This window comes from Arthrobacter sp. KUASC02, from assembly GCF_059739395.1.
Map to the genome: position 1 here is coordinate 4,309,088 of NZ_AP046053.1, position 22,090 is coordinate 4,331,177.

Genomic DNA, 22,090 nt, shown 5'->3' on the forward strand with positions numbered 1-22,090 from the left:
ACGGCCCAGGTCAGGGTCGGCGCAGGAACTCCTCCACGGTGGCGATGTACTCGGCGGTCCGCGTTGCCATGACTCCGTGTCCCGCGCCCGCGAAAAGACAGGTCTCCGCGGCCGGATAGAGGGCGCGGAGGGCCGCCCGTGCCTGGGGCGGGAACGCTTCATCCCGCTCCGATTCGATCAGCAGCACCGGTACACGCACCCCCGGTGCCCGTTCGGCCGGAAGACGGGCAAACTCCCCCATCTCCCGCAGACCGGACAGCAGGTCCTCCTTGCCCAGCCGGCTGAGCACGTCCGACAGCAGCATGGTCCAGAAACTCGCGTCCTCCTGTGAGCCCGGGACAAACCAGCGGCGCCAGTTCCGGCCTGTCAGGGACCGCACGCCGCTTTCCGGAAGCACGGAGAGGAACCGGATGAGGAGCGGAAGCAAAGGGAGCGGGGCCGCAGCCGGGCTTCCCGTGTTCGCCAGCACCAGGCGCCGCACGCGCTCCGGATGCCGGCGGGCGAACGTCTGGGCCACAAATCCGCCGAACGATGAGCCCAGCACATCCGCCTGCCTAACGCCCTCGGCGTCGAGGATCGCAGCCAGGCCGTCCGCCAGCCCGGCGATGCCAGCACCGGCGGGGTACGCCGGCGCAATGACACGGAAGTCCCGTTCCAGCGCCTCGATCAGCAGCAGGTACATGTCCGGCATCCTTGTTCCGCCGGAGGGCAGAAGCACCGTTTGTTCGCCCGATCCGCCGGCGAGGTAGCGCCAGCGCACGCCGTCGACGTCGAGCGTGCGGTACTCGTGGCTGGCACGGAAGCCGGCCAGCTTGGCGTCAAGGGCCGCGACGGCAGGGTTGTCGCTGCGCCCCGCGGGAAGGGGCCGGCCTTCGAGGAAGCATTCGACGACGTCGGCGTATTCAGTCGGGTGGGTGACGGCCGCCAGGTGGCCGCCCCCGCCGAGGACGTAGGCCCGGGCACCGGGGTAGGCGGCCAGCAACGCTTCGCGTTCGTGCGCGGTGAACCCGCGGTCGTCCGCAGCAGCGATCACCAGAACGTCCTCCGGACGCTCGAAGGTGGACGACGCGGCGTAACGGTCCGGATGCGTCGCCAGATCCAGGACGACTGCCAGGCGGGCAAGGGCCGATTCCTTCGTGTGTGCTGCGAAGAGGTCTTCCGTGTAGGCGGTGAGGAAAGCGCGTTCGTCGGCTTCCGCCCCTGCGACAAGGCGTGCGATCCTCGGACGATAGAAAGCGGTAAGGGCATCTTTGGGCAGTATCGAGAACAGCCCGACAAAGGCGCTCACGAGGCGTGCGTGACCACGGGTGTAAAGACCGAACCCGGACAGGATGAGCTTGTCCACGCGCTGCGGATAGCGGCGTGCAAAGGCGTGCCCGACGCCGGCGCCGAGGGAATGGCCGAAAATGCTCGCGGACCGGATACCCTCGGCGTCGAGGATGGCCGCCACTCCTGCCACGAGTTCGGCCATGGTCCGCACCGCCGGATACGAGGGTGAGAGCACCCGGAAGCGCGGTTCGAAGGCAGTGATCGTACGGAACGCCGAATCACCGAAGGAGAACCCGCCGCCCAGGACGAGGAGTGCCGGCATGCCCTCCTCGGGCACCGCTCCGGCGATGTACTTCCATTCGACGCCGGCGACCATCACCGACCGGTACGGGTGCGTGCCGCGGAACGCCCGCAGCTCGGCATAGCCGTCCATGGGTCCTCCCGCTCCGGGTGTCCTGATAGCCGGGTGTCCTGATAGGAGGCAGACTACGCCGCCGGCCGGGACTCGGAAAGGGCGGTGACGCATGCTGCGACCAGGTCCCCAAGTGGTTGTTGCGCGGCATCACTACATCTCCACTCGATGGGTATTTAGAAGAGGCGTAACTTTTTAATTGCGAAGGTCCGTCTGTCCCCCATAGGCGGGCCTTCGTTTGTGCTTTGCGCCAACAATGGCGGCCAAAGCCCGCTCAGAACGCCGAGGCAACAAGCGCAATGAGGGCCGGCACGGTGGCGGCGAGGGTTCCCGGAATGCTGTCCCCCCTCTTGGGGTAGTGTCCCAAAGCATCGGCCAGGGCCATGGTGGACCCGCCCAGGACCATGTAGGCGCAGCAGTAGGTAACCAGTGTCCTGCCGACCACCTCGTTCCCGGTATTCAGTGCCACGAGTCCCGCAATCACCCCCAAAGCTATGAGCAGATTGCGGAAGCCGACAGGAATCGCCCACATCATGACGGCGGGGACATTTCCGGCAGGGGTGCTGAGGAATTTCTGCACGGCCGGGCGGTGCAGGAGAAAGGCCTCAAGCGGAAACACCGAGATATAGATAAGGGCTTCAAGCAGCGCAAACAGTTGGGCAACGGCGTTCATGGTCGAAGACTACGTCCGCCGCGAAGCCCGTCCCATCCCCGCCCGGGGGGTTCCGCGAGCACCTCAGCCATCCCCCAAACTGGGGATTGCGATCCGTCATTGGCGGCGGATACTGAAAGCATGTGGGCAGATCGTGCCGAGCGGGCACAGCGCGAGATTTCGGCCATGGCGACCACAGGCATGGGCGTAGCCGAGCTGCATGCCGCAGCGCTCGCCGTCGTCCATCACACGGTGCCGTTTGAGCAGGCCTGCTGGTCCGGCGTCGACCCGGACTCCCTCATCATGACCTCGATCACCAACTGGCCGCCGTGGCCTGTGCCTGACGAATACGCCGTGCGCTTCGCCGAGACCGAATATGCGGGCACGGAGCCGAATGCCTTCGCGGCGCTGGTCCGGCGGCCGGCGCCGGCCGCCCGGCTCTCGGATGTGCCGCACCGCGACGTGGTCAGGAGCGTGCGCCTCAACGACCTGCTCCGTCCGCAGGGGCTGGAGCACGAACTTCGGGCGGTGTTCCGGACCGACGCCGCCTGCTGGGCCGTGGGCGGACTCTTCCGTGAGCCAGGTACGGACTTCACCGACCGGGAAATGGAATTCCTGAGTTCCATCGCATCAGCCCTGGCCGCGGCCACCCGGGTTGCAGTCCGAATGGAGCGGCACGCCTCGCACGGGCCGAAGGGTCCCGTGATCGTGTTGGTCGGACCGCGCGGTGAGCTGCGTGCCGCGACTGAGCCAGCCGCCGCGTGGCTGGCGGAGCTGGACGATCAGGCGCCCGGCCGTTTCACCATGACGCTGTACTCAGTGGTGGCTGCCGCAAAGGTTTCCGTTTCCGGGACCGCCCGGATGAGGATGCGGGACGCCGGAGATCATTGGGTGGTGCTCCAAGCCAGCCGGCTCATCACCGGGGACGACCCCGGCCAGATGGTGGTTACGGTGGAACCCGCCACCACCCACGAAATGGTGAGCCTCCTGCTCGCCGCCTACGGCGCCACGGCGCGGGAACGCGAGGTCTGCCTTGAGGTGGTCTCCGGCGCGGCGACGACGGACATCGCCGACCATTTGTTCATCTCGCCCCACACGGTCCATGACCACCTGAAGTCCCTCTTCGACAAGGTGGGAGTGGGGAGCCGCGGCGAACTGGTGGCGAGACTTCTGGGCTGAGGCGGCCGGCTTCATCCTGCCTGCGGCTAGCTGCCAGGCGATCCGCAACCGAGGCCACTGACCAGCCACCCGCCAGAAACGGTGGAGGTTACGCCGACGGTCCAATCACCGCTCCGTAGCGTTTCCGCATCGATGGGCGTCCATCCATCGGTCGGGGCCCCGGCGGGCGCCAGTACAGACTTGGACCAGGCCACGGCTGCTGCTCCGGGCGTCGGCTCGCCTGCAGCACTTGTGTCGACGTCGGCGACATACGGGCCGTGACACGGCACGGAACCCCGTTCCGCCGATGTATCGGTTCCCGCTGGCGGCGTCGCCGTTGCGCATGCGGACAAAACACAAAGCACCACCGCTGCACCAGCCAGCCCGGCCCGCGGCCTCATGTGGTTTCCCGCAGCCGCACCGCTCGGGCACTGCCCCCGGCGATACTGCCCTCATACCATCCGAGCACCCGCAGCGCCCTCAAGGTATTCCACCGGCTCGGGCGGCCGTCACCGTCCTCCAGGGCGAAGTGGATCCGGCCCGGGTGCGTGTTTTCCAGCAGCCAGGTGCCGTCGGGCTGCTGCTTGGAGCGCAGCACGTCCACCGCCTCGGCGATGCGTTCGTCCGGACTGGCGCCTGCCGCGCGGAAGTAGTCGAGGCCCCGTAACGCATCGTAAAACCAGCGGGTCGGGTACGAGAACGCCAGCCAGTCACGGTCAATCAGTTCGCCGGTGGTCTTCCGCCGAAGAAGCCCGCGTTCCAGCAGATACTCCTCGCCGCGCTGCCGGGCAGCAACTGAGTCCGGGGACCCGCCGGTCGCGTGCTCGTACTCCAGCAGCCCTTCGAGCACGTTGATGGTTGTCCCGAACGACGAACGCACCGAACCGCGTTCCGCCTCGCAGTTCCATCCGCCGTCGGCGAGCTGCTCGCCCAGCAAACGCTCCACGACGCCGTCGACGTTCTCGCCAAAGTAGGCACCAAGTGCCACGGCCATGCCGTTAATACACGGCTCCACTTCGCCCTCGAAGAAGGGCTGATCCCCTTCCTCCCAGCGGGAGTTGTCGCGGACCAGTTCGACGGCGCGGCGTGCCTGGGCGCTACGGGGGTCAAGCCCGAAATCGCGCAGCAGCAACAGGCTGTAGGTGGTTGCAGTCCAGGGCTGGCCCGGCTCCGACTCGTCGAACTGCGCCGGGAAGTACGTGCCGCCGCCCCACTGACCGCTGCTGTCCTGCAGCGCGAGCAGCCGGGCGCCCCAGCCGTGGGTGGCTACGCGGGCACGTTCGGACTGCACTTCTGAAGGAGGCGCGTCCGTGAGGTCGCGCAGGACCTGCCAGCGGATCGCGGGATCGGAGTCAAGCAGCCAGTCGAGTGCCTCCATCCCCACAAGCTAGCATCCGGCGGGCTACCGCTCCAGCTTCGCCCGCTCCGATGTCCAGCCCTGCCGGTGGAAGCGCTCGAAGCCGTCCAGGAGGAGGTCCAGCGCGAACTCGAATTCAAACTGGTCGTCGCAGCCCTGCGACACCACGGAGCCGTCGTCGTGATTGGCCGCCATGGCCACTTGCAGGATGTTCGGGTACCGCTGCGCCATCTCCCGGAGCATGGCCTCCTGCCCGGCGGGCGCGTTGCCGGTGGGTGGGTTGCCAGCCGGCGCGCTGCCGGCCGAATCGTCGAACAGCTCCTGGGTGAACCCCCACATGCGGCTGCCAAGCGCATGCATCACGTGATGGGTGAGATCCACGGAGAAGCCGCCGGCCAGGAACATTCCGATGAACGAGTCCATGTAGCCGAGAACCGCCGGCGTCCTGCTGGTGCGCGACTCAAGCACCTGACGGGCCCACGGATGCCGCAACAGGGCCTTCCTCGCTGAAAGCACGCGTAGCCGGACCGCGCTCTGCCATCCGGTATCGCGGGCGGGAGGGTCGATTTCCCCGACAAGGACGTCCACCATCCCGTCAAGGAGTTCCTCTTTGTTCGCGACGTGCTTGTAGAGCGCCATCGGAACTACGCCGAGCTCCTGCGCCAGCCGCCTCATGCTGAGCGCCTCGATGCCCGCTTCATCGGCGAGTACGACGGCGGCGGTCAGCACCCGCTCCCGGTTCAGCGGGATCCGGCGCGTAGCTTCCGCCTGCTGCGTCATGGGGGCACCTTACCTTGCGATTTGTTGTCAACGAGTGTACTACGTACACCAGCTTCTGGCCCGCAAAAACGGCGGGACCAGATGGTCCCGCCGTTTTTGTGTATCGCTTGCGCTGTGCACCGTTTCGCCAGGGGGCGTCAACGCCCCCTACACAGGTGCAGTCCGTCAGTTCTGAATGATGGTGACCGGACCGCCGTTGTCGGTGCAGACGACAGACTTGGTGCTCGTGGCGTCGACAGCCTCACCCAGAACGGCGACCGGCCCGACTTCCACGCCACAGATCTGCGCCGTCACGTCAGCGGCTACGCCAACGTTGACGTCCTCAAGGACTGTCACATCGCCGACGGTGACGTTCACCAGGCCGTCGTTGACCGTGCTGTTGTCCGCAGCCATCGAAGGCCCTGCGGCCATCCCCACCAGGAACAGCGATCCGGCAACGGCGGTAGTAGCTTTCTTCATAACTGACATCTTTTTGCTCCCTCGATTTTGATGCACGCAAGACCCCGCCCCGGGACCACGGTTACGCGATCACCAGGGTGGCTGCAGCCCGGATTCGGGCCGCGGTTCACCGCATCTCTTTTTGGTTGCTTACAGCTCTTCGCCTCGGCGGGCGCCGGGAGCACCTATGGAACAGGTCTTTCTCCCAAGCTGTCCGGTCCCGTTGGAACCTTCCGAAAGGGCGTCAGTGCGCATAACGCCGCACCCCTTCATGACTTCAACCCTAATCATAAGTAGGCTTAGTTTCAAGTCGATGGGCGAATTTCTTTTCCCGGCACAGTATTCGCCCCGTTCCGCCTGCGGGATTGCGCAGGGCGGGGTTCGCTATCGGTGCATCTCAGCGCTCAGTCTCGCCACGACAGTTTTCGCATCAACCTCATCCGAAGTATCAACACGAATTGTTCGCCCGATCGCCAACGGCGCAGCATTGGCTCCCCACTCCGCCCAGTCGTGTTCTGCGCCAAGTCCGTCGGGATGTATCCAATGCCGCTGGTGCGTTGCATAACGGCTCCAAGCCAAGTCGGCTGATACCTCGCACCAGATTTCAATTACCCGGGGCTTTCCCGATTTGGCGATTCCGTCAACAACAAAGCCCAGGTCCCGCGGCCGGTACCACCAGGACCGGTCTTTTGAGACGACGGGAACCCCCAGCGCGTCACCGAGCAGCCTGCTGAGCGTCGTCTTTCCGGCACCGGGGAGCCCGTTTATCAGAATTACGGATGCAGCCATGCTCCAATTGTTGCTGTTCCGGGAATGCACGACGACGGCGCGCGCCTTCCACCCCACCTGACTAGTGGGCGTGGTCCCCGCGGCTGTATTCAAAAACCCATCCAATCAGCGCAACCAGCGCAAATCCCGCGCCGATATAGAGGATCCAAAATCCAATTGCCAGTCCAAGGAACCCGGTGGCCGCGGAAAAGCCCAGGGCAATGGGCCACCAGCTCCAGGGACTGAACTGGCCCTGCTCGCCTGCGCCCTCGTGGATCTCCGCATCATGGCGGTCCTCGGGACGCATCCCGACCCGCCGGCCCGTATAGCCGAGGTATCCCCCGATCAGTCCTGCCAGACCGCCCACCAGCCACAAGGCCAGGAAGCCAACCGGCTCGGTCCACTCCGTGATGAAGCCGTAGACCACCCCAACGGGTACGAAGAAAATGGCCATGCCTCCGAAAATCCAGGATTCGATTTTCATGACTCCTCTTTCTGCCAATCAAGCCGGGGTCAGGCAAGCTCAACCCCTTGATCCAACTGTGGCCTTCACTCCCCGCCCCGCGGAAGGGACGAAGGACCCCCCTTGCACCGGGGCCCGGAACGCACCGCTCCGCCCCTTCCCCGGGCACCGAGAAGGCAGCCACCCGCGGATAGAGTCGGAGGATGATTGCTGAGGCCGCCACACTGACCGGAGATGTTCGAATGCGGTTGCTCCAGGCTGCTGATGCCGAAGCGTTGAGTGCGGCGTACCGGCTGAACCGGGACCATCTGGCACCCTGGGAACCTGCGCGGGCTGACGAGTTCTTCACGGCTGCCGGCCAGCGCGCCGTCATCGAATCAAAGCTTGCCCTGCATGCTGCGGGGCAGGAGGTTCCGTGGATTCTCTTAGCCGGCAGCCGCGTCGTGGGAGCCATCACGCTGACAGGAATCGTCCGCGGCCCGTTCCTTAGCGCCCACGTCGGTTACTGGGTGGACAAGGACTTCAACGGACTCGGCATCGGCAGCTCAGCCTTCGCCTTCGTGCTGGCTGCGGCGAGGGACGAGCTCGGGTTGCACCGGGTCCAGGCGGCCACTCTCGAACACAACACACCCTCGCGGAAAATATTGTCCCGCGCCGGGTTTGATGAGATCGGCCTGGCACCGTCCTACCTGAAGATTGCTGGCTCGTGGCAGGACCATGTCCTGTTCCAACGCATCCTCGAGTGATTCACTGGAGGGTACGACCGGCGGTCCCGCCCGGGTGCCCGCCCTGCCACGAAGGGATCGACATGCGGAAGATCATTCTGATCGCGTCAGTTTCGGTGGACGGATACTTCGAAGGGCTGAACCGAGACATCAGCTGGCACCTGGTGGATGAGGAACTGCATCAGCACTTCAACGATATGAGCAGGGAGATGGGTGCGTTCATTGATGGGCGCGTCACCTACGAGCTGATGGCCGACTATTGGCCAACCGCCGACCAGGATCCACACAGCACGGCGGTCGAGGCAGAGTTTGCCGGGATCTGGCGCGAGATTCCCAAAATCGTTTTCTCCCGGACCCTCACCGAGGCAGGCTGGAACACGACGGTGATGCACGACGTCGTGCCTGAAGAAATCGCGGAACTGAAGGCGCAGCCCGGCGGCGACATTGCACTCAGCGGCGCCAACCTGACCGCGACATTCCTGCGCCTCGGTCTGGTGGATGAATACCGGATCTACGTCCACCCCGTGGTCCTGGGCCAGGGCAACGGCCGGCCACTGTTCGAGTCACCGGACATCCGGATGAACCTCAAGCTGACTGGAACCCATGCGTTCGGCAACGGCGTGGTTCTACTGCACTACGAGTCGGTCAGTCCAGGCCGAGGTTCCCGGGGTCCGTAGCCCACCGCTTAATGAAGGCCGCCATGGCATCACGGTGTACCGGTTCGTCCGGCCGGTAGGATCCGTCCGGATAGCCGGTGGAAATTCCGAAGCAGGCCATCCAGTCAATCTCGTAATGAAACTGGCGGCCGGCCGGGTTGTCGGAAAACGTGGATTCCGCCGCGGGGTCGCCGCAGGAGACTTTGTGGGCCGATCGATAAAGGAACGCTGCCATCGCATCGCGGTTGACGGGGCTCTGGGGCCGGTAAGTTCCGTCCGGGTAGCCGGTGGTGATTCCTTCAGACAAAAGCCAGGTGATTTCCCGGTAGAACGGTCCGGCCGGAGACACATCGCTGAACGGCGACTTGGCCGGTGGCGTGAACTCGGGGCGTCCTGCCACCCGGTACAAGAAGGCCGCCATCGCGTCGCGGTGAATGGAGTCGAGGGGCCGGTAGGTGGCGTCCGGGAACCCGCTGGTAATGCCGCGCGCGGCGAGCCAGTTGATTTCGTCAAAGAAGAGGTTGCCTGGTGCCACATCTACCAGCGCTGGTATCCGCAACAATGTCAGATCGATGCCGCCGGTGTTTGCCTCGGCCGGCGCCTCAACGCGGGTGGTGCCGCCGGGGTCAGCGCCGTCCGTGTACCACTGGTCCACGAGTCCGGTGGCCCTGGCTCCAACCTTGATTCGGAATCTTCCGGGGAACAGGTGGGTGACCCTGTAGGACCCGTCCGGCGCAATGGACCCTCGACCCACCACGTTGTTGTCCTCGCTGCGGGCGGACACCGTCATCCCCTCGGTGGAATAGCCGTCAGGGACCGATATTTTCCCCGTGATACTGGAGGCCCTCAGCACGGCTGCGTCTATCCCGGTGATGGACTCCGTCCCGGTGACGGTGACGGCGGCGGGCGCGTAAATACCGCCGGGCCCGTAGTAGTTGGGCAGCAGGTCTCCGTCTTCAGGGTAGAAACTGATCCGGTAGGAGCCCGGCGCCAAGCCCCTGATCAGGTATTTCCCAAAGGCATCGACGGGTGAGTACAGCGTTGTGAAATACGTCGAGCCTCCCTCTGCCGACACGCGCATCGTGGCGAAGCTGAATCCATCAGGAACAGAAGCGGTTCCCGAAATCGTGGCACCCAAGGGCACTATCAACTCGATACCGGACACGGCCTGCTGCGTGCCCAGCAGCACTTCCTGTGCGCGTTCCCGGGTGGGCCCGCCGTACCAGGTGTCGTATCCACCGCTGTTCCTGCCGCGGGCCATCACAGTGTAGGACCCCGGCGGCATCTGCCCCATTGTGTAGGAACCGTCCGCTGCGGGGCGGACCTCGCCCCACTCAACGCGGTCCGAACTGCGTGTTGCCACCACAGAGACGCGGCTGATGTCCACGCCCTCGGGTGCCGTGACCCTTCCGCTGATTGATCCGGTGTCGGCCGCTGTGGCCGGCGCGGTACTTCCGCCAGCGGCCATGGCCGCTACCAGCGCGAGGCCAACGAGTGCCCTCGCAACGCGACGGGCAACGAAAGATAACGGCATGGTTCCCCCAATGTGTGCCGGCTGATGCTGAATCCTACCAACGGCGGTCATTGATCCACACCACGGCATTCACGGCGGCGGCCAGCCCCTCAGGGCGCCGTGAAGGTCCTTAGACGAACGCGGACCTGCCGGTCACCGCACGGGCCACGATCAGCGAATTGATCTCGTAGCTGCCCTCGTAGGTGTAGAGAATTTCGGCGTCGCCGAACAACTTGCCCATCTCGTAGTCGCTGCTGATGCCGTTTCCGCCCAGCAGCGACCTGCCCATCGCCACCGAGGCCCGCGCCAGCCGGGTGGTGGTGGACTTCGCCATGGCCGCCTGGGCCATCTCCAGCTTGCCGTCCTGCTGGATCCGGGCCAGCTGGGCCATCAGCGCGAGGGAGGCGCTGGCGTTGCCAAGGATTTCGGCCAGCTGTTGCTGAACCAGTTGGAACCGGGCCAGTTCCTTGCCGAACTGCTTCCGCTCCAGGGCATAGGAACGGGCGACGTCGAACGCGGCCAGCTGGATCCCGGCCGCCTGCCAGCCCACCCAGGCTCGCGAGTCGCGGAGGAGGTCGTTGGCCTTGGAGAAATCCGTGGCGCCGGGCAGGAGGTTGGACGCCGGAATCCGGACCTCGTCGAGAACGATGTCCGCGTTCTGCATGATCCGCAAGCCGATCTTGTTGCAGATCTTCGTAGCGGAGTAGCCGGGCCGGTCCGTTTCCACGATGAAGCCCTTGATCTGGCCGTCCGCCTCATCGCGCGCCCAGACCAGCGCAAAGTCCGCGATGGTCCCGGCGCCGATCCAGCGCTTGGCGCCGTTGATCACCCATTCGCCGCGCTCCAGCCGGGCTGATGTTTCCAGGCCGCCGGCAATATCCGAGCCGTGCTCCGGCTCCGTCAGCGCGAAGGCGCCCAGCTGGGTGAACGCTTGGAGTCCGGGCAGCCACCGCTGCTTCTGTTCGTCCGAACCGAGCTCGTCGATCATCCCGACGATCAGCTCGTTGTGGATGCCCACCAGCGCCGACAGGGACACGTCCGCCCGGGCCACCTCCACATACATCAGGCCTTTGAACAGCGCCGACGTCCCGTCCGTCTGCAGGCCGCCCAGCCTGTACTTGCCCATTTCGGCCAGCAGTCCGAACGGGAATTCCTCGCGGTTCCAGTATTCGATGGACGCTGCGCGGATGCGGGACTGCAGGAACTCCCGCACCTCAAGGTACCGCGACCGTTCCCCCTCCGGCAGCAGGTCCACAACGTACATGAGGTCCGCGTCCGGAAAGGGCGGCTGCTCGGCAACTGTGGTGATTTCCCCGCTGTCACGTCGTTGTGGCTGCACCGGCACGCGTCCCTTCGCTCTTCCAAACCCTTGGATGTCCTAGTATATTGCACAGTGATATGGATCACTAGGCGAAAGGCCCCCATGACAGTCACCGACGACTTCCGGGCCGCGAGGGACAGGCTTCTGGCCCTGCGCGAGGACTACGGCCAGGCACGGGATGAATTCCAGTGGCCCCGCTTCGAAGAATTCAACTTCGCCCTCGACTGGTTCGACCAGATCGCCGCGGACCCCGCCAAGGGCACCAAACCAGCTTTGGTCATCGTGGAGCAGGACGGCAGCGCCACCCGGCGGAGCTTCGGGGAGCTTTCCGAGCGCTCCAGCCAGGTGGCCGGCTGGCTCCGCAGCCAGGGCGTCCGCCGCGGGGACCGCATGATCATCATGCTCGGCAACCAGGTGGAACTGTGGGAACTCATGCTGGCCGGGATCAAACTGGGAATCGTCATGATCCCCACCACCACGCTCATGGGCCCCGCGGACCTGGCTGACCGGGTGCAGCGCGGCGAGGCGGGCTGGGCCGCCGTCGGAAGTTCCAACATCGGCAAGTTTGCCGGCGTTCCCGGCGACTACAGGCTCATTGAAATCACCGACGGCGAGCGCAGCACCGCTGTAAACAGCGCGGCTGAAGACACCGCGGCCCTGCAGTACGCCGATTCCCACAGCGCCCCGGCGGACTTCGCCCCGGACGCTCCCACCAAGGCGGACGAAACCCTGCTGCTCTACTTCACCTCAGGCACCACGTCCAAGGCCAAACTGGTGGAGCACACGCACACGTCCTACCCCGTGGGGCACCTGTCCACCATGTTCTGGATCGGGCTGGAACCGGGCGACGTGCACCTGAACGTGGCCTCGCCGGGCTGGGCCAAGCACGCCTGGTCCAATGTGTTCACGCCCTGGATCGCCGAGGCCTGCGTGTTCATCTACAACTACAGCCGGTTCGACGCCAAAGCCCTCATGGAACAGATGGGCCGGGAAAAGGTGACCAGCTTCTGCGCCCCGCCCACGGTCTGGCGCATGCTGATCCAGGCGGACCTGACCGTCCTGAAGAACCCGCCCACCAAGGTGGTGTCCGCCGGCGAACCCCTCAACGCCGAGGTGATCGACCAGGTCCACCGCGCCTGGGGCCAGACCATCCGCGACGGCTTCGGCCAGACCGAATCCACCGTGCAGGTGGCCAACACACCCGGCCAGCCGATCAAGATCGGCGCCATGGGCAGGCCGCTGCCCGGCTACGACGTGGTGCTGGTTGACCCCGCAACGGGAGAAGAGGCCGACGACGGCGAACTCTGCCTCCGCCTCGACCCCCGCCCCGCAGGGCTGATGAAGGCCTACTACGGCGACCCGGAGAAGACCGCTGACGCCTTCCGCGACGGTTACTACCACACGGGGGACATGGCCAGCCGGGACGAGCGCGGCATCATCACCTACGTGGGCCGCGGCGACGACGTCTTCAAATCCTCCGACTACCGGCTGTCCCCGTTCGAGCTGGAAAGCGTCCTGATCGAACACCCCGCCGTGGCGGAGGCCGCCGTCGTTCCTTCCCCCGATCCGGTCAAGCTGTCCGTGCCGAAAGCGTTTGTGGTCCTCGCCGCCGGGCACCAGCCCGGCCCGGAGCTCGCGGAAGACATCCTGCGCTACTGCCGCGACCATCTGGCACCTTTCAAGCGCATCCGGCGGCTGGAATTCGCGGAACTGCCCAAGACCATCTCGGGCAAGATCCGGCGCGTGGAACTCCGGCACAGTGAGGAGCTCCGGCACGGCGGCGGTCCGCAGCCCGAGGGCCTGGGCGTCGAGTACTCGGAGGCGGATTTCCCGGGATTGAAAAGCCCCGGTGTTTGAAAAGCTAGGCTGAAGCAACCCACATGTCAGGAGGTGCCATGGGAAACCCGCTCCCGCGCGATCCCATTGCCGACGCCCAGCGCAACTGGGAACGGCACGGCTGGGGCGACGTCGCCGCGCCCATGGCGGCCATCACCGCCATCATGCGCACCCAGCAGATCCTGCTGGCCCGGATCGAGGGCGTCCTCAAACCTTTCGGCCTCACCTTCGCCCGGTACGAACTCCTGGCCCTCCTGAGTTTCGCCCGCAGCGGCGCGCTGCCCATGAACAAGGCCAGCGCGCTCCTGCAGGTCCATCCCACCTCGGTGACCAACGCCGTCGACCGCCTCCAGGACGCCGGCCTGGTGGTCCGGTCCCCGCACCCGACCGACGGGCGCACCACCCTGATCGAACTCACCACGGAGGGGCGCACCCTGGCCAAACGTGCGACGGCGGCACTGAACACCGAGGTGTTCGGCCAGTCCGGCTTCGCCAGCCAGGATGTGGACCAGCTGATCCGGATCCTCGGGAGATTCCGGCAGAACGCCGGCGACTTCGGCGACTGACTACCGTGTTGCCGCACCTTGGTATGCAGGCAGCCCTAGACTGCTGATGTCTAGGACATGACCTGACGCTGGACCGAGGAGAGCGCAATGATTCCGGAAATCAATATCTGGGCCGTACTGCTGGCCACCCTGTCCAGCATGGTGGTGGGCTCGGTCTGGTACACCCCGAAGGTGTTCGGCAACTACTGGATGAGGGTGGCGAAGGTTTCGCCCAGCGGGGAAGCAAAGGACGCCGTCAAACCCATCCTGATCACGCTGGTGGTCAGCTTCATCAGCGCCCTGGTCCTCGCCGGGTCCGCCGCCATCTCCCAGCACTTCTACGGCGGCAACTTCCTGGCCAACACCCTGATCACCGCAGTCATCCTCTGGGCCGGTTTCACGGCCGCCCGCTTCATCACGCACGACGCCTTTGAGGGCCGCCCGGCCGGGCTGACCATTCTGAACTGCGCCCACGAGCTGGTGACCCTGGTGGTCATGGGCCTGATCATCGGCCTGTTCGGCATCAGCGCCGCCTAGCTGCCCCTATGAGCCCGCGGGCTTGAGGACCCCCTCACCGCGTATCGTGGCATAGTCACGGCTTAGCGCCGGCCGTCCCTGACGGTACGCTGCCGGACCTGAAGCACGGGCAGCGAGGGAGACCACGGATGAAGTTTGACGAGTCGTTCTGGGATGAGCGCTACCGCCAGCACGGTTCGGTCTGGAGCCGCAATCCGAACCCGAGCCTGGTGGCCGAAGCCGCCAGCCTTCGCCCGGGCTCAGCCCTGGACGTTGGCAGCGGCGAGGGCGCCGACTCCATCTGGCTGGCACGGCAGGGCTGGAGGGTTACTGCCGTGGACATCTCCTCCGTGGCCCTGGCGCGGGCCTCGGAACGGGCGGCCGAGGATGCAACAGTGGCGGGGCGGATCGTCTGGGTCCACCACGACCTCACCGCCATGCCCCCGCCCGCCGGGACCTTCGACCTTGTGTCCGCCCAGTTCATGCACCTGCCCCTGGCTCAAAGGACAGAGCTTTACCACCGGCTGGCAGCGTCCGTTGCCCCCGGCGGTACCTTCCTGATCGTTGGCCACCACCCGGACGACCTGGCAACCGGGATCCGCCGTCCGTCGCAGCCGGGCCTCCTCTTCACGCCCGAGGAGATCGCCGCCGAACTGGACCCCGAAGAATGGCAGATCGACGTCTGCGAAGCCCGCCGGCGGTCCGTCCGGGACGCCGACGGCAACTCCGTAACCGTCACGGATTCTGTGCTCCGCGCCCACCGCCGGTCCTGACGCACACGCATCAGGCGGAGGCCTCACAACACTGCCTTCCCCAGGCGACAGGCTCGAAGAACGCAGGTTAAGCCGGGTTGCGGATCATGGCGCCGGATTGCTTGGTTTGGCCTCGTACTGCACGGTGCGTGGCGTCAGAAGTAGTCCGGTTTCCTCCCGTTTCGCTTCCATTGCGGGGTGCTGGCCAAGGCTGTGCAGACCGTGTTTAGGTGATTTCACGGCACAAGCCGAAGCACATCCGCAACAAAAACCACCCATCCCCCCACCGCTCCCGGCGCCCCCGGGGCCAGCTCCGCTGTGCCCGCTTTCCAGCATGCCAATGCCCACCGCCTGCACTACATCGTCGCGCTTCATCCCCCATGAAAGGCCACTATGTCCTCCGCTGCACCCTTCTTGCCTCCCTCCACCCAAGGGCGCTCCACGCTCACCCGCCGCCGGGCCCTCGGCGCCCTGCTCGCGCTGCCGGCAGTCGGCCTGCTGACCGCCTGCGGCGGAAGCGCCACTGCCGGCGCCACGCAGGCGACGCAGCCTTCGGCGCCGCTCGCCACATCCGTTCCCACAGGCACCTCCATCACCGTGGGCGACCCCAGCGTGAAGGTGGCCCTGGAGCTGTCCGGCCTGATCAAGGAGCTGGACTTCAACGTGGAGTTCGCCAACATTTCCGGCGGCCCGCAGACCACCGAGGCCTTCCGGGCCAACGCCCTGGACGTCGGTTCCGTGGCGGACATCCCGCCCATCCACGCCACCTGGACGGGCTTGGACGTCCGGATCATCGCCAGCGTTTTCCGGCAGGACGCCGTGAACCACCCGCTGTACGAGCTGGGCATTGCACCCGGGGCGGGAATCTCCTCCCTGCAGGAGCTGCGCGGCAAAAAGGTCGCTTACAGCCCCGGCCAGGCACAGGGCGCCCTGGTCCTGCGGATCCTGGAAAAGGCCGGCCTGAAGCAGGCCGACGTGAAGCTCGTGGAACTGCCCAGCACCGGCGACACCTACGCCACCGCCCTGTCCAGCAAGCAGGTGGACGCCGCACCCCTGGGCGGCGTCCAGATCAAGCGCTACCTTTCCAAGTACAAGGCCGACGGCGGCTCCACCCTCCGGCACGGCCTGCGCGATGATCCCGGCCATCTCTATTCCCCCGCCAAGGTCCTGGATGATCCGGCCAAGGCCGCAGCGCTCGCCGCCTACGTTGAGGTGTGGGGCAAAGCCAAGCGCTGGATCGAGGACCACCCCCAGGAATGGCTTGAGGGCTATTACGTCAAGGACCAGGGCCTCTCGCGCGAGGACGGCCAGTACCTGATCGACGCCGCCGGCAAGGCGGACGTTCCGCTGTCCTGGACGGAGGCCATCGAGCGGCACCAGCAGACCATCGACCTGCTGGCCAGGGAGCAGAAGAAGCCCGAGCTCGTGGCGGCGAAGCTCTACGACACACGCTACGAAGCCATCGCGGGCACGGCGTTCGCCGCGGCCGGCAAGGCAGGTGCCGCATGAGCGCCGCAGCCTTGGCGGAGCGCACCGCCGCCGCACCCCATCAGGGCCCGGCACTCGCCGGCCGCGCCGATGTGCGCCCCACCGGCCGCCGGCTGGGACCCGGACGACGGCGGCGCCTCGCCTGGGTGGGCCCCTCGGCCCTGCTGCTGCTCTGGGCAGCCGCCTCGGCAACGGGGCTGCTTGACCCCCGCATCCTCTCCGAACCGTGGACCGTGGTAGCCACCGCCGGCGAGCTGATCGCAGACGGCCGGCTCCAGGAAAACCTTGCCATTTCCGCACAGCGCGCCGGGCTGGGGCTGTTCTTCGGGATCGTGGTGGGCGCCGTGCTGGCCCTGCTTTCCGGGCTCAGCCGGGCGGGCGAGGCGCTCATCGACGGGCCGGTGCAGATCAAACGGGCCATCCCGGGCCTGGCCCTGATCCCGCTCCTCATCCTGTGGTTCGGGATCGACGAAACCATGAAGGTCCTCACCATCACCCTCGGCGTCTTCGTCCCCATCTACCTGCAGACCCATGCCGGGCTGCGCGGCATTGACCTGCGCTACGTCGAGCTGGCGCAGACCGTGGGCCTGAGCCGGGCCGGCTTCATCCGCCGCGTGGTCCTCCCCGGCGCCTTGCCGGGCTTCTTCCTGGGCCTCCGCTTCGCAGTCACCGGGGCCTGGGTGTCGCTGGTGGTGGTGGAACAGATCAACTCCACCAGCGGCATCGGCTACATGATGGAGCTCGCCCGCACCTACGGCCAGACCAACATCATCGTCCTCGGGCTCGCCGTCTACGGCATCCTCGGCCTGCTCTCGGACGGCATTGTCCGCTTCATCGAACGAAAGGCCCTCTCATGGCAGCGCACTCTGGCGGGCTGACCGCCGTCGCACCCTCCGGCTCCAGCCGCACCGCCCCGCGTACCGGAGCCGGGTCCCCCACCGTTTCCGTGCGCAGCCTGATCCGCGGCTTCGGGCCCAAGGGCGTCCTGAACGGCGTGGACCTGGACATCGCCCCCGGCGAGTTCGTAGCACTGCTGGGCCCCAGCGGCTGCGGCAAGTCCACCCTCCTGCGGGCGCTCGCCGGGCTGGACCACGACGTCAAAGGCAGCGGCGTCATCAACGTCCCGGACCGGGTGTCGGTGGTCTTCCAGGACTCCCGGCTCCTCCCCTGGGACACCGTCCTGGGCAACGTCACGCTGGGACTGCGGGATCACGACGCCGACGCCAAGGCACGCAGGGCACTCGCCGAGGTGGGACTCGCCGGCCGGGAAAAGTCCTGGCCGCACGAGCTGTCCGGCGGTGAGCAGCAGCGCGTGGCCCTGGCCCGATCCCTGGTCAGGGAACCGCAGCTGCTGCTGGCCGACGAACCGTTCGGCGCCCTCGACGCGCTGACCCGGATCAAGATGCACGGCCTGCTCCGCGACCTCGTAGCCGCGCACGGCCCCGCCGTCCTGCTGGTCACCCACGACGTGGACGAAGCGATCGCCCTGGCCGACCGGATCGTGGTCCTGGACAACGGCCGCGTGGCCACCGTCCGCACCGTGGCTCCGGAGATCGGCACCACCGCCGCCGGTACCTTCAGCGACGCAGCCGGCCACGAAGCCCTGCGCCGCGACCTGCTGACAGCCCTCGGCGTCGACGTCAACGTCGCCAGCCACTAAACCTTCACACATCCAAGGAGCACCCCATGACTTCCACGCAGCGCCCCCTCCACCTCAATGCCTTCCTCATGAGCACCGGCCACCACGAGTCGTCCTGGCGGCTGCCCGAAAGCGACCCGTATGCCAGCACCAACGTGGAGCATTACAAGCAGCTGGCCCGCACCGCCGAACGCGGCAAGCTGGACTCCATCTTCTTCGCCGATTCGCCCGTCCTCTTCGGCGAGGTGGGCCGCCGGCCGGCCGGAAAGCTTGAGCCCACGGTGCTCCTGACCGCCATCGCCGGTGCCACGGAACGCATCGGACTGATCGCCACGGCCTCCACCACTTACAACGATCCGTTCAACCTCGCACGGCGGTTCGCCTCCGTGGACTGGGTCAGCGGCGGCCACGCGGGCTGGAACGTGGTCACCACAGCCGGGCCCGACGCCGCCCGGAACTTCGGCGTGGACGATCAGCCCGCCCACGCCGTCCGCTATGAGCGCGCCGCGGAGTTCATCGAGGTGGCCCAGAAGCTCTGGGACAGCTGGGAGGACGACGCCGTGCTCGCGGACAAGGCCGACGGCGTCTGGGCGGATTCCGAGCGGATCCGCACCATCGACCACGAAGGCAAGCACTTCAAGGTCCGCGGCCCGCTCAACGTCCCGCGTTCGCCCCAGGGTCACCCGCTGATTGTCCAGGCCGGCTCCTCGGAGGACGGCAAGGACCTCGCCGCCCGGTACGCGGACGCCGTCTTCACCGCCCACCAGACCCTGGCGGACGCGCAGGAGTTCTACCGGGACCTGAAGTCCCGGACCGCCGCCGCGGGACGCGACCCGGAAAGCATCAAGATCCTTCCCGGCATCGTCCCGGTCATCGGGGACACGGCGGAAGAGGCCCAGGCGCTGGAACGCGAACTGGACCGCCTCATCAAGCCCGAATACGCTCGGATCCAGCTGGCCAAGACCCTGCGCGTCGCGCCCGAGGACCTGCCCCTGGACCGCCAGCTGCCGGACAATCTGCCCAGCGAGGACGAGATCGAAGGCGCCAAGAGCCGCTACACCCTGATCGTCCAGCTGGCCCGCCGGGAAAAGCTCACGGTCCGCGAACTGATCGGCCGACTGGGCGGCGGCCGCGGCCACCGGACCTTCACCGGCACGCCGGTCCAGGTGGCCGACGCCATCCAGGAATGGTTCGACGGCGGCGCCGCGGACGGCTTCAACATCATGCCGCCGGTGCTTCCCTCGGGCCTCGAAGCATTTGTGGACCTGGTGGTGCCCATCCTCCAGGAGCGCGGCCTGTTCCGCACCGAATACACGGGCCGGACGCTGCGCGAGCACTACGGCCTGGACCGCCCGGACAACCGTTTTGCCGGCGCCGACGGACAGGCGCTGGCGTCCATCGGTTCGGCCTTCTGATGGGCAGGCAGCTGAAACTCAACCTGTTCATATACCCGGGCGGCCACCACGAAGCCGCCTGGCGGCATCCAAAGTCCCGGCCGGACCGGCTGCTGGACATCCGCTTCTACCAGGAGCTGGCGCAGCGGGCGGAGGCGGCGAAGCTGGACGCAGTGTTCTACGCCGACGGCCCTGCGCTGGAAAGCAACGTGCAGTACGCCACCAGGTTCCGGATTGAGCCGTTCACCTGGCTGTCCGCGATCGCCGTCGCCACCGAAAAGATCGGCCTGATCGGCACGGCCAGCACCACCTACCTGGAGCCGTACAACGCGGCCCGGCTCTTCGCGTCCCTCGACCACCTCAGCGGCGGCCGGGCCGGCTGGAACATCGTGACCACCGGCGCGGAACGGGCAGCCCGCAACTTCGGCCTGGACGAGCACCCGCCGCACGCAGAGCGCTACTCCCGGGCGGACGAATTCGTCCAGGTGGTGGGCAAGCTGTGGGACAGCTGGGAGGACGGCGCGGTGGTGTCCGACGCCGGCACGGGGGTTTTCGCCGACACCTCCCGGATCCACCCGATCGGGCACCAGGGTGATCACTTCCGCGTGGAAGGACCGCTGAACACGCCGCGGTCACCGCAGGGCCGGCCGGTCTATGTTCAGGCGGGTTCCTCCGCCGACGGGAAGGCATTCGCGGCCAAGCACGCCGAGGCCGTATTCACCGCCCACCAGACGCTGCAGAGCGCGCAGGACTTCTATGCCGACATCAAGGCGCTGGCTGCGGCGGAGGGCCGGGACCCGGAGAAGCTCCTGGTGCTACCCGGCATCAGCCCCTACCTCGGCTCCACAGAAGCAGAGGCCCGGGCGCTCCGGCAGGAGTTCGATGAGCTGACCCAGCCGGAATACGGGCTCGGCATCCTGCGCAAGCTGCTGGGCGTGGACCTCGACGGGTTGAAGCTGGATGACACCTTCCCGGATGAGCTGCTGGCCTCGGCGGGCCGGGAAAGCAGCCGGAGCCAGCTCCTGCTGGACACCATCCGCCGGGAACGCCTCACCGTGCGCAAGGTCCTGCACCGCTTCGCCGGCGCCCGGGGCCATTACACCGTGGCCGGAACACCGCTGCAGGTGGCCGACGAGATCCAGCTCTGGTTCGAAAACGGGGCCGCCGACGGGTTCAACATCATGCCTCCCTGGCTTCCCGGCGGCTTCGAGGCTTTCGCCGACGAGGTTGTGCCCATCCTGCAGTCCCGCGGCCTGTTCCGGACCGAATACTCTGCCCGGACCCTGCGCGGACATTTCGGCCTGGACCGCCCGGAAAGCCAGTACAGCCCCGCGGGCCAGACCACCCAGCAACTACAAGGAGCACACGCATGACCGAATACCGCAGCCTGGGCGCCACAGGACTCAAAGTCAGCCCGCTGACGCTGGGCACCATGATGTTCGGGTCCATCGGCAATCCGGACCACGACGATTCCATCCGCATCATCCACCGGGCGCTCGATTCCGGTATCAACGTGGTGGACACCGCCGACGTCTACTCCCGGGGCGAATCCGAGACCATCGTGGGCAAGGCATTGAAGGGCCGCCGCGACGACGTAATTCTCGCCACCAAAGTCCACGGGCGCCTTGGCGAGGACGTGAACCAGGCCGGCAATTCGCGCCGCTGGATCATCCGCGCCGTCGAGGACAGCCTGCGCCGGCTGCAGACCGACTGGATCGACCTCTACCAGGTGCACCGGCCCGAACCGGACACGGACATCGACGAGACGCTCGGGGCACTCAGCGACCTGGTCCGGCAGGGCAAGATCCGCTATATCGGCACGTCCACCTTCGAACCGGGGCAGATCGTGGAGGCCCAGTACGTGGCCCGCGAGCGCCACCGGGAACGGCCGGTGGCGGAACAGCCGCCCTACTCCATCCTGGCGCGCGGCGTGGAACGCGAAGTGCTTCCCCTGGCTCAGCGCCACAAACTGGGCGTGCTGCCGTGGAGCCCGCTGGCAGGCGGCTGGCTGTCCGGCCGGATCAAGCCCGACGGCGGACACACCCCGTCCAGCAGGGCCGCCCGGCAGCCTGCCCGGCATGACCCGTCAACCGCGGAGAACGCCCGCAAGACCCAGGCCGTGCTGGAACTGGCTGAACTGGCCGACGAGGCCGGGCTGTCCCTGATCCACTTGGCCCTGGGGTTCGTGCTGGAGCACCCGGCTGTCAGCTCGGCCATCATCGGCCCGCGGACGCTGGAGCACCTGGAAGGGGCGCTGGGCGCGGAGAAAGTGATCCTCTCCCGCGACGTGCTGGACCGGATCGATGAAATCGTGCCGCCAGGCACCACATTGAACAGCGCTGACGCCGGCTACCAGCCGCCGTCGCTCTCGGATCCCCTGCTGCGGCGCCGCCCGCGCTGACCCGGTG

Annotated in this window: 22 protein-coding genes; 13 read left to right on the forward strand and 9 right to left on the reverse strand. The window is 66.8% G+C overall.

Annotated features, from left to right (window positions below; all coding sequences use genetic code 11):
• Positions 1 to 10: 10 nt before the first annotated feature.
• Together AC6JAC_RS19810 and AC6JAC_RS19815 are read right to left on the reverse strand one after the other, a co-directional pair.
• Positions 11 to 1,702, reverse strand: a complete 1,692-nt coding sequence (locus AC6JAC_RS19810; protein ID WP_497966259.1) for an alpha/beta fold hydrolase — start codon at positions 1,700 to 1,702, stop codon at positions 11 to 13.
• Positions 1,703 to 1,955: 253 nt separating this feature from the next.
• Entirely contained in the window at positions 1,956 to 2,354 is a 399-nt protein-coding gene (locus AC6JAC_RS19815) for a DUF1304 domain-containing protein (RefSeq protein ID WP_028272661.1), read from the reverse strand.
• A gap of 120 nt (positions 2,355 to 2,474) precedes the next feature.
• Between AC6JAC_RS19815 and AC6JAC_RS19820 the strand changes: the two genes are divergently transcribed.
• A complete protein-coding gene (locus tag AC6JAC_RS19820; protein ID WP_497966261.1) occupies positions 2,475 to 3,512 on the forward strand; it encodes a helix-turn-helix transcriptional regulator in 1,038 nt (345 codons plus the stop codon).
• Between the two features lie 376 nt (positions 3,513 to 3,888).
• Here AC6JAC_RS19820 and AC6JAC_RS19825 read toward each other — a convergent pair whose 3' ends face one another.
• The 5 genes from AC6JAC_RS19825 to AC6JAC_RS19845 all read right to left on the reverse strand — a co-directional run bounded on the left by AC6JAC_RS19825 (position 3,889) and on the right by AC6JAC_RS19845 (position 7,318).
• Positions 3,889 to 4,869, reverse strand: a complete 981-nt coding sequence (locus tag AC6JAC_RS19825; RefSeq protein WP_497966263.1) for a prenyltransferase/squalene oxidase repeat-containing protein — start codon at positions 4,867 to 4,869, stop codon at positions 3,889 to 3,891.
• Between the two features lie 24 nt (positions 4,870 to 4,893).
• Complete coding sequence (locus AC6JAC_RS19830) at positions 4,894 to 5,628, reverse strand: TetR/AcrR family transcriptional regulator C-terminal domain-containing protein (RefSeq protein ID WP_028272663.1); 735 nt, start codon at positions 5,626 to 5,628, stop codon at positions 4,894 to 4,896.
• Positions 5,629 to 5,793: 165 nt separating this feature from the next.
• Positions 5,794 to 6,087, reverse strand: a complete 294-nt coding sequence (locus AC6JAC_RS19835; RefSeq protein ID WP_156037214.1) for a hypothetical protein — start codon at positions 6,085 to 6,087, stop codon at positions 5,794 to 5,796.
• 363 nt (positions 6,088 to 6,450) lie between these two features.
• Positions 6,451 to 6,855 carry a P-loop nucleotide/nucleoside kinase family protein gene (locus tag AC6JAC_RS19840; protein WP_347895818.1) on the reverse strand — a complete coding sequence of 135 codons (405 nt, stop codon included), beginning with the start codon at positions 6,853 to 6,855 and terminating at the stop codon, positions 6,451 to 6,453.
• A gap of 61 nt (positions 6,856 to 6,916) precedes the next feature.
• Positions 6,917 to 7,318, reverse strand: coding sequence for a cytochrome c oxidase subunit 4 (locus AC6JAC_RS19845; protein ID WP_028272665.1), 402 nt, complete (start codon positions 7,316 to 7,318; stop codon positions 6,917 to 6,919).
• Positions 7,319 to 7,500: 182 nt separating this feature from the next.
• Here AC6JAC_RS19845 and AC6JAC_RS19850 point away from each other — a divergent pair, with 182 nt between their 5' ends.
• On the forward strand, positions 7,501 to 8,043 hold the full coding sequence (locus AC6JAC_RS19850) for a GNAT family N-acetyltransferase (RefSeq protein WP_347895820.1): 543 nt from the start codon (positions 7,501 to 7,503) through the stop codon (positions 8,041 to 8,043).
• Between the two features lie 62 nt (positions 8,044 to 8,105).
• Complete coding sequence (locus AC6JAC_RS19855; protein WP_497966267.1) at positions 8,106 to 8,699, forward strand: dihydrofolate reductase family protein; 594 nt, start codon at positions 8,106 to 8,108, stop codon at positions 8,697 to 8,699.
• On the opposite strand, the gene AC6JAC_RS19860 is transcribed toward AC6JAC_RS19855, so the two are convergent.
• On the reverse strand, positions 8,668 to 10,212 hold the full coding sequence (locus AC6JAC_RS19860) for an S-layer homology domain-containing protein (RefSeq protein ID WP_497966269.1): 1,545 nt from the start codon (positions 10,210 to 10,212) through the stop codon (positions 8,668 to 8,670). The genes AC6JAC_RS19855 and AC6JAC_RS19860 overlap by 32 nt on opposite strands.
• Positions 10,213 to 10,321: 109 nt before the next feature.
• Positions 10,322 to 11,455 carry an acyl-CoA dehydrogenase family protein gene (locus AC6JAC_RS19865; RefSeq protein WP_497966887.1) on the reverse strand — a complete coding sequence of 378 codons (1,134 nt, stop codon included), beginning with the start codon at positions 11,453 to 11,455 and terminating at the stop codon, positions 10,322 to 10,324.
• A gap of 159 nt (positions 11,456 to 11,614) precedes the next feature.
• Between AC6JAC_RS19865 and AC6JAC_RS19870 the strand changes: the two genes are divergently transcribed.
• The 10 genes from AC6JAC_RS19870 to AC6JAC_RS19915 all read left to right on the forward strand — a co-directional run bounded on the left by AC6JAC_RS19870 (position 11,615) and on the right by AC6JAC_RS19915 (position 22,083).
• Positions 11,615 to 13,369, forward strand: coding sequence for an AMP-binding protein (locus tag AC6JAC_RS19870; protein ID WP_497966271.1), 1,755 nt, complete (start codon positions 11,615 to 11,617; stop codon positions 13,367 to 13,369).
• A 38-nt stretch (positions 13,370 to 13,407) separates the two neighbouring features.
• Entirely contained in the window at positions 13,408 to 13,914 is a 507-nt protein-coding gene (locus AC6JAC_RS19875) for a MarR family winged helix-turn-helix transcriptional regulator (RefSeq protein ID WP_028272670.1), read from the forward strand.
• Between the two features lie 87 nt (positions 13,915 to 14,001).
• Entirely contained in the window at positions 14,002 to 14,430 is a 429-nt protein-coding gene (locus tag AC6JAC_RS19880; protein ID WP_347895827.1) for a DUF1761 domain-containing protein, read from the forward strand.
• Positions 14,431 to 14,558: 128 nt separating this feature from the next.
• Entirely contained in the window at positions 14,559 to 15,182 is a 624-nt protein-coding gene (locus tag AC6JAC_RS19885; protein WP_497966273.1) for an SAM-dependent methyltransferase, read from the forward strand.
• Between the two features lie 372 nt (positions 15,183 to 15,554).
• A complete protein-coding gene (locus tag AC6JAC_RS19890) occupies positions 15,555 to 16,670 on the forward strand; it encodes an ABC transporter substrate-binding protein (RefSeq protein WP_497966275.1) in 1,116 nt (371 codons plus the stop codon).
• Positions 16,667 to 17,527, forward strand: coding sequence for an ABC transporter permease (locus AC6JAC_RS19895; RefSeq protein WP_497966277.1), 861 nt, complete (start codon positions 16,667 to 16,669; stop codon positions 17,525 to 17,527). The genes AC6JAC_RS19890 and AC6JAC_RS19895 overlap by 4 nt, the downstream gene beginning before the upstream one ends.
• Complete coding sequence (locus AC6JAC_RS19900) at positions 17,503 to 18,309, forward strand: ABC transporter ATP-binding protein (RefSeq protein WP_497966279.1); 807 nt, start codon at positions 17,503 to 17,505, stop codon at positions 18,307 to 18,309. The genes AC6JAC_RS19895 and AC6JAC_RS19900 overlap by 25 nt, the downstream gene beginning before the upstream one ends.
• A 26-nt stretch (positions 18,310 to 18,335) precedes the next feature.
• On the forward strand, positions 18,336 to 19,703 hold the full coding sequence (locus AC6JAC_RS19905; protein WP_497966281.1) for an LLM class flavin-dependent oxidoreductase: 1,368 nt from the start codon (positions 18,336 to 18,338) through the stop codon (positions 19,701 to 19,703).
• Positions 19,703 to 21,055 carry an LLM class flavin-dependent oxidoreductase gene (locus AC6JAC_RS19910; protein ID WP_497966283.1) on the forward strand — a complete coding sequence of 451 codons (1,353 nt, stop codon included), beginning with the start codon at positions 19,703 to 19,705 and terminating at the stop codon, positions 21,053 to 21,055. The genes AC6JAC_RS19905 and AC6JAC_RS19910 overlap by 1 nt, the downstream gene beginning before the upstream one ends.
• Entirely contained in the window at positions 21,052 to 22,083 is a 1,032-nt protein-coding gene (locus AC6JAC_RS19915) for an aldo/keto reductase (RefSeq protein WP_497966285.1), read from the forward strand. Before AC6JAC_RS19910 ends, AC6JAC_RS19915 begins: the two co-directional genes overlap by 4 nt.
• Positions 22,084 to 22,090: the final 7 nt, after the last annotated feature.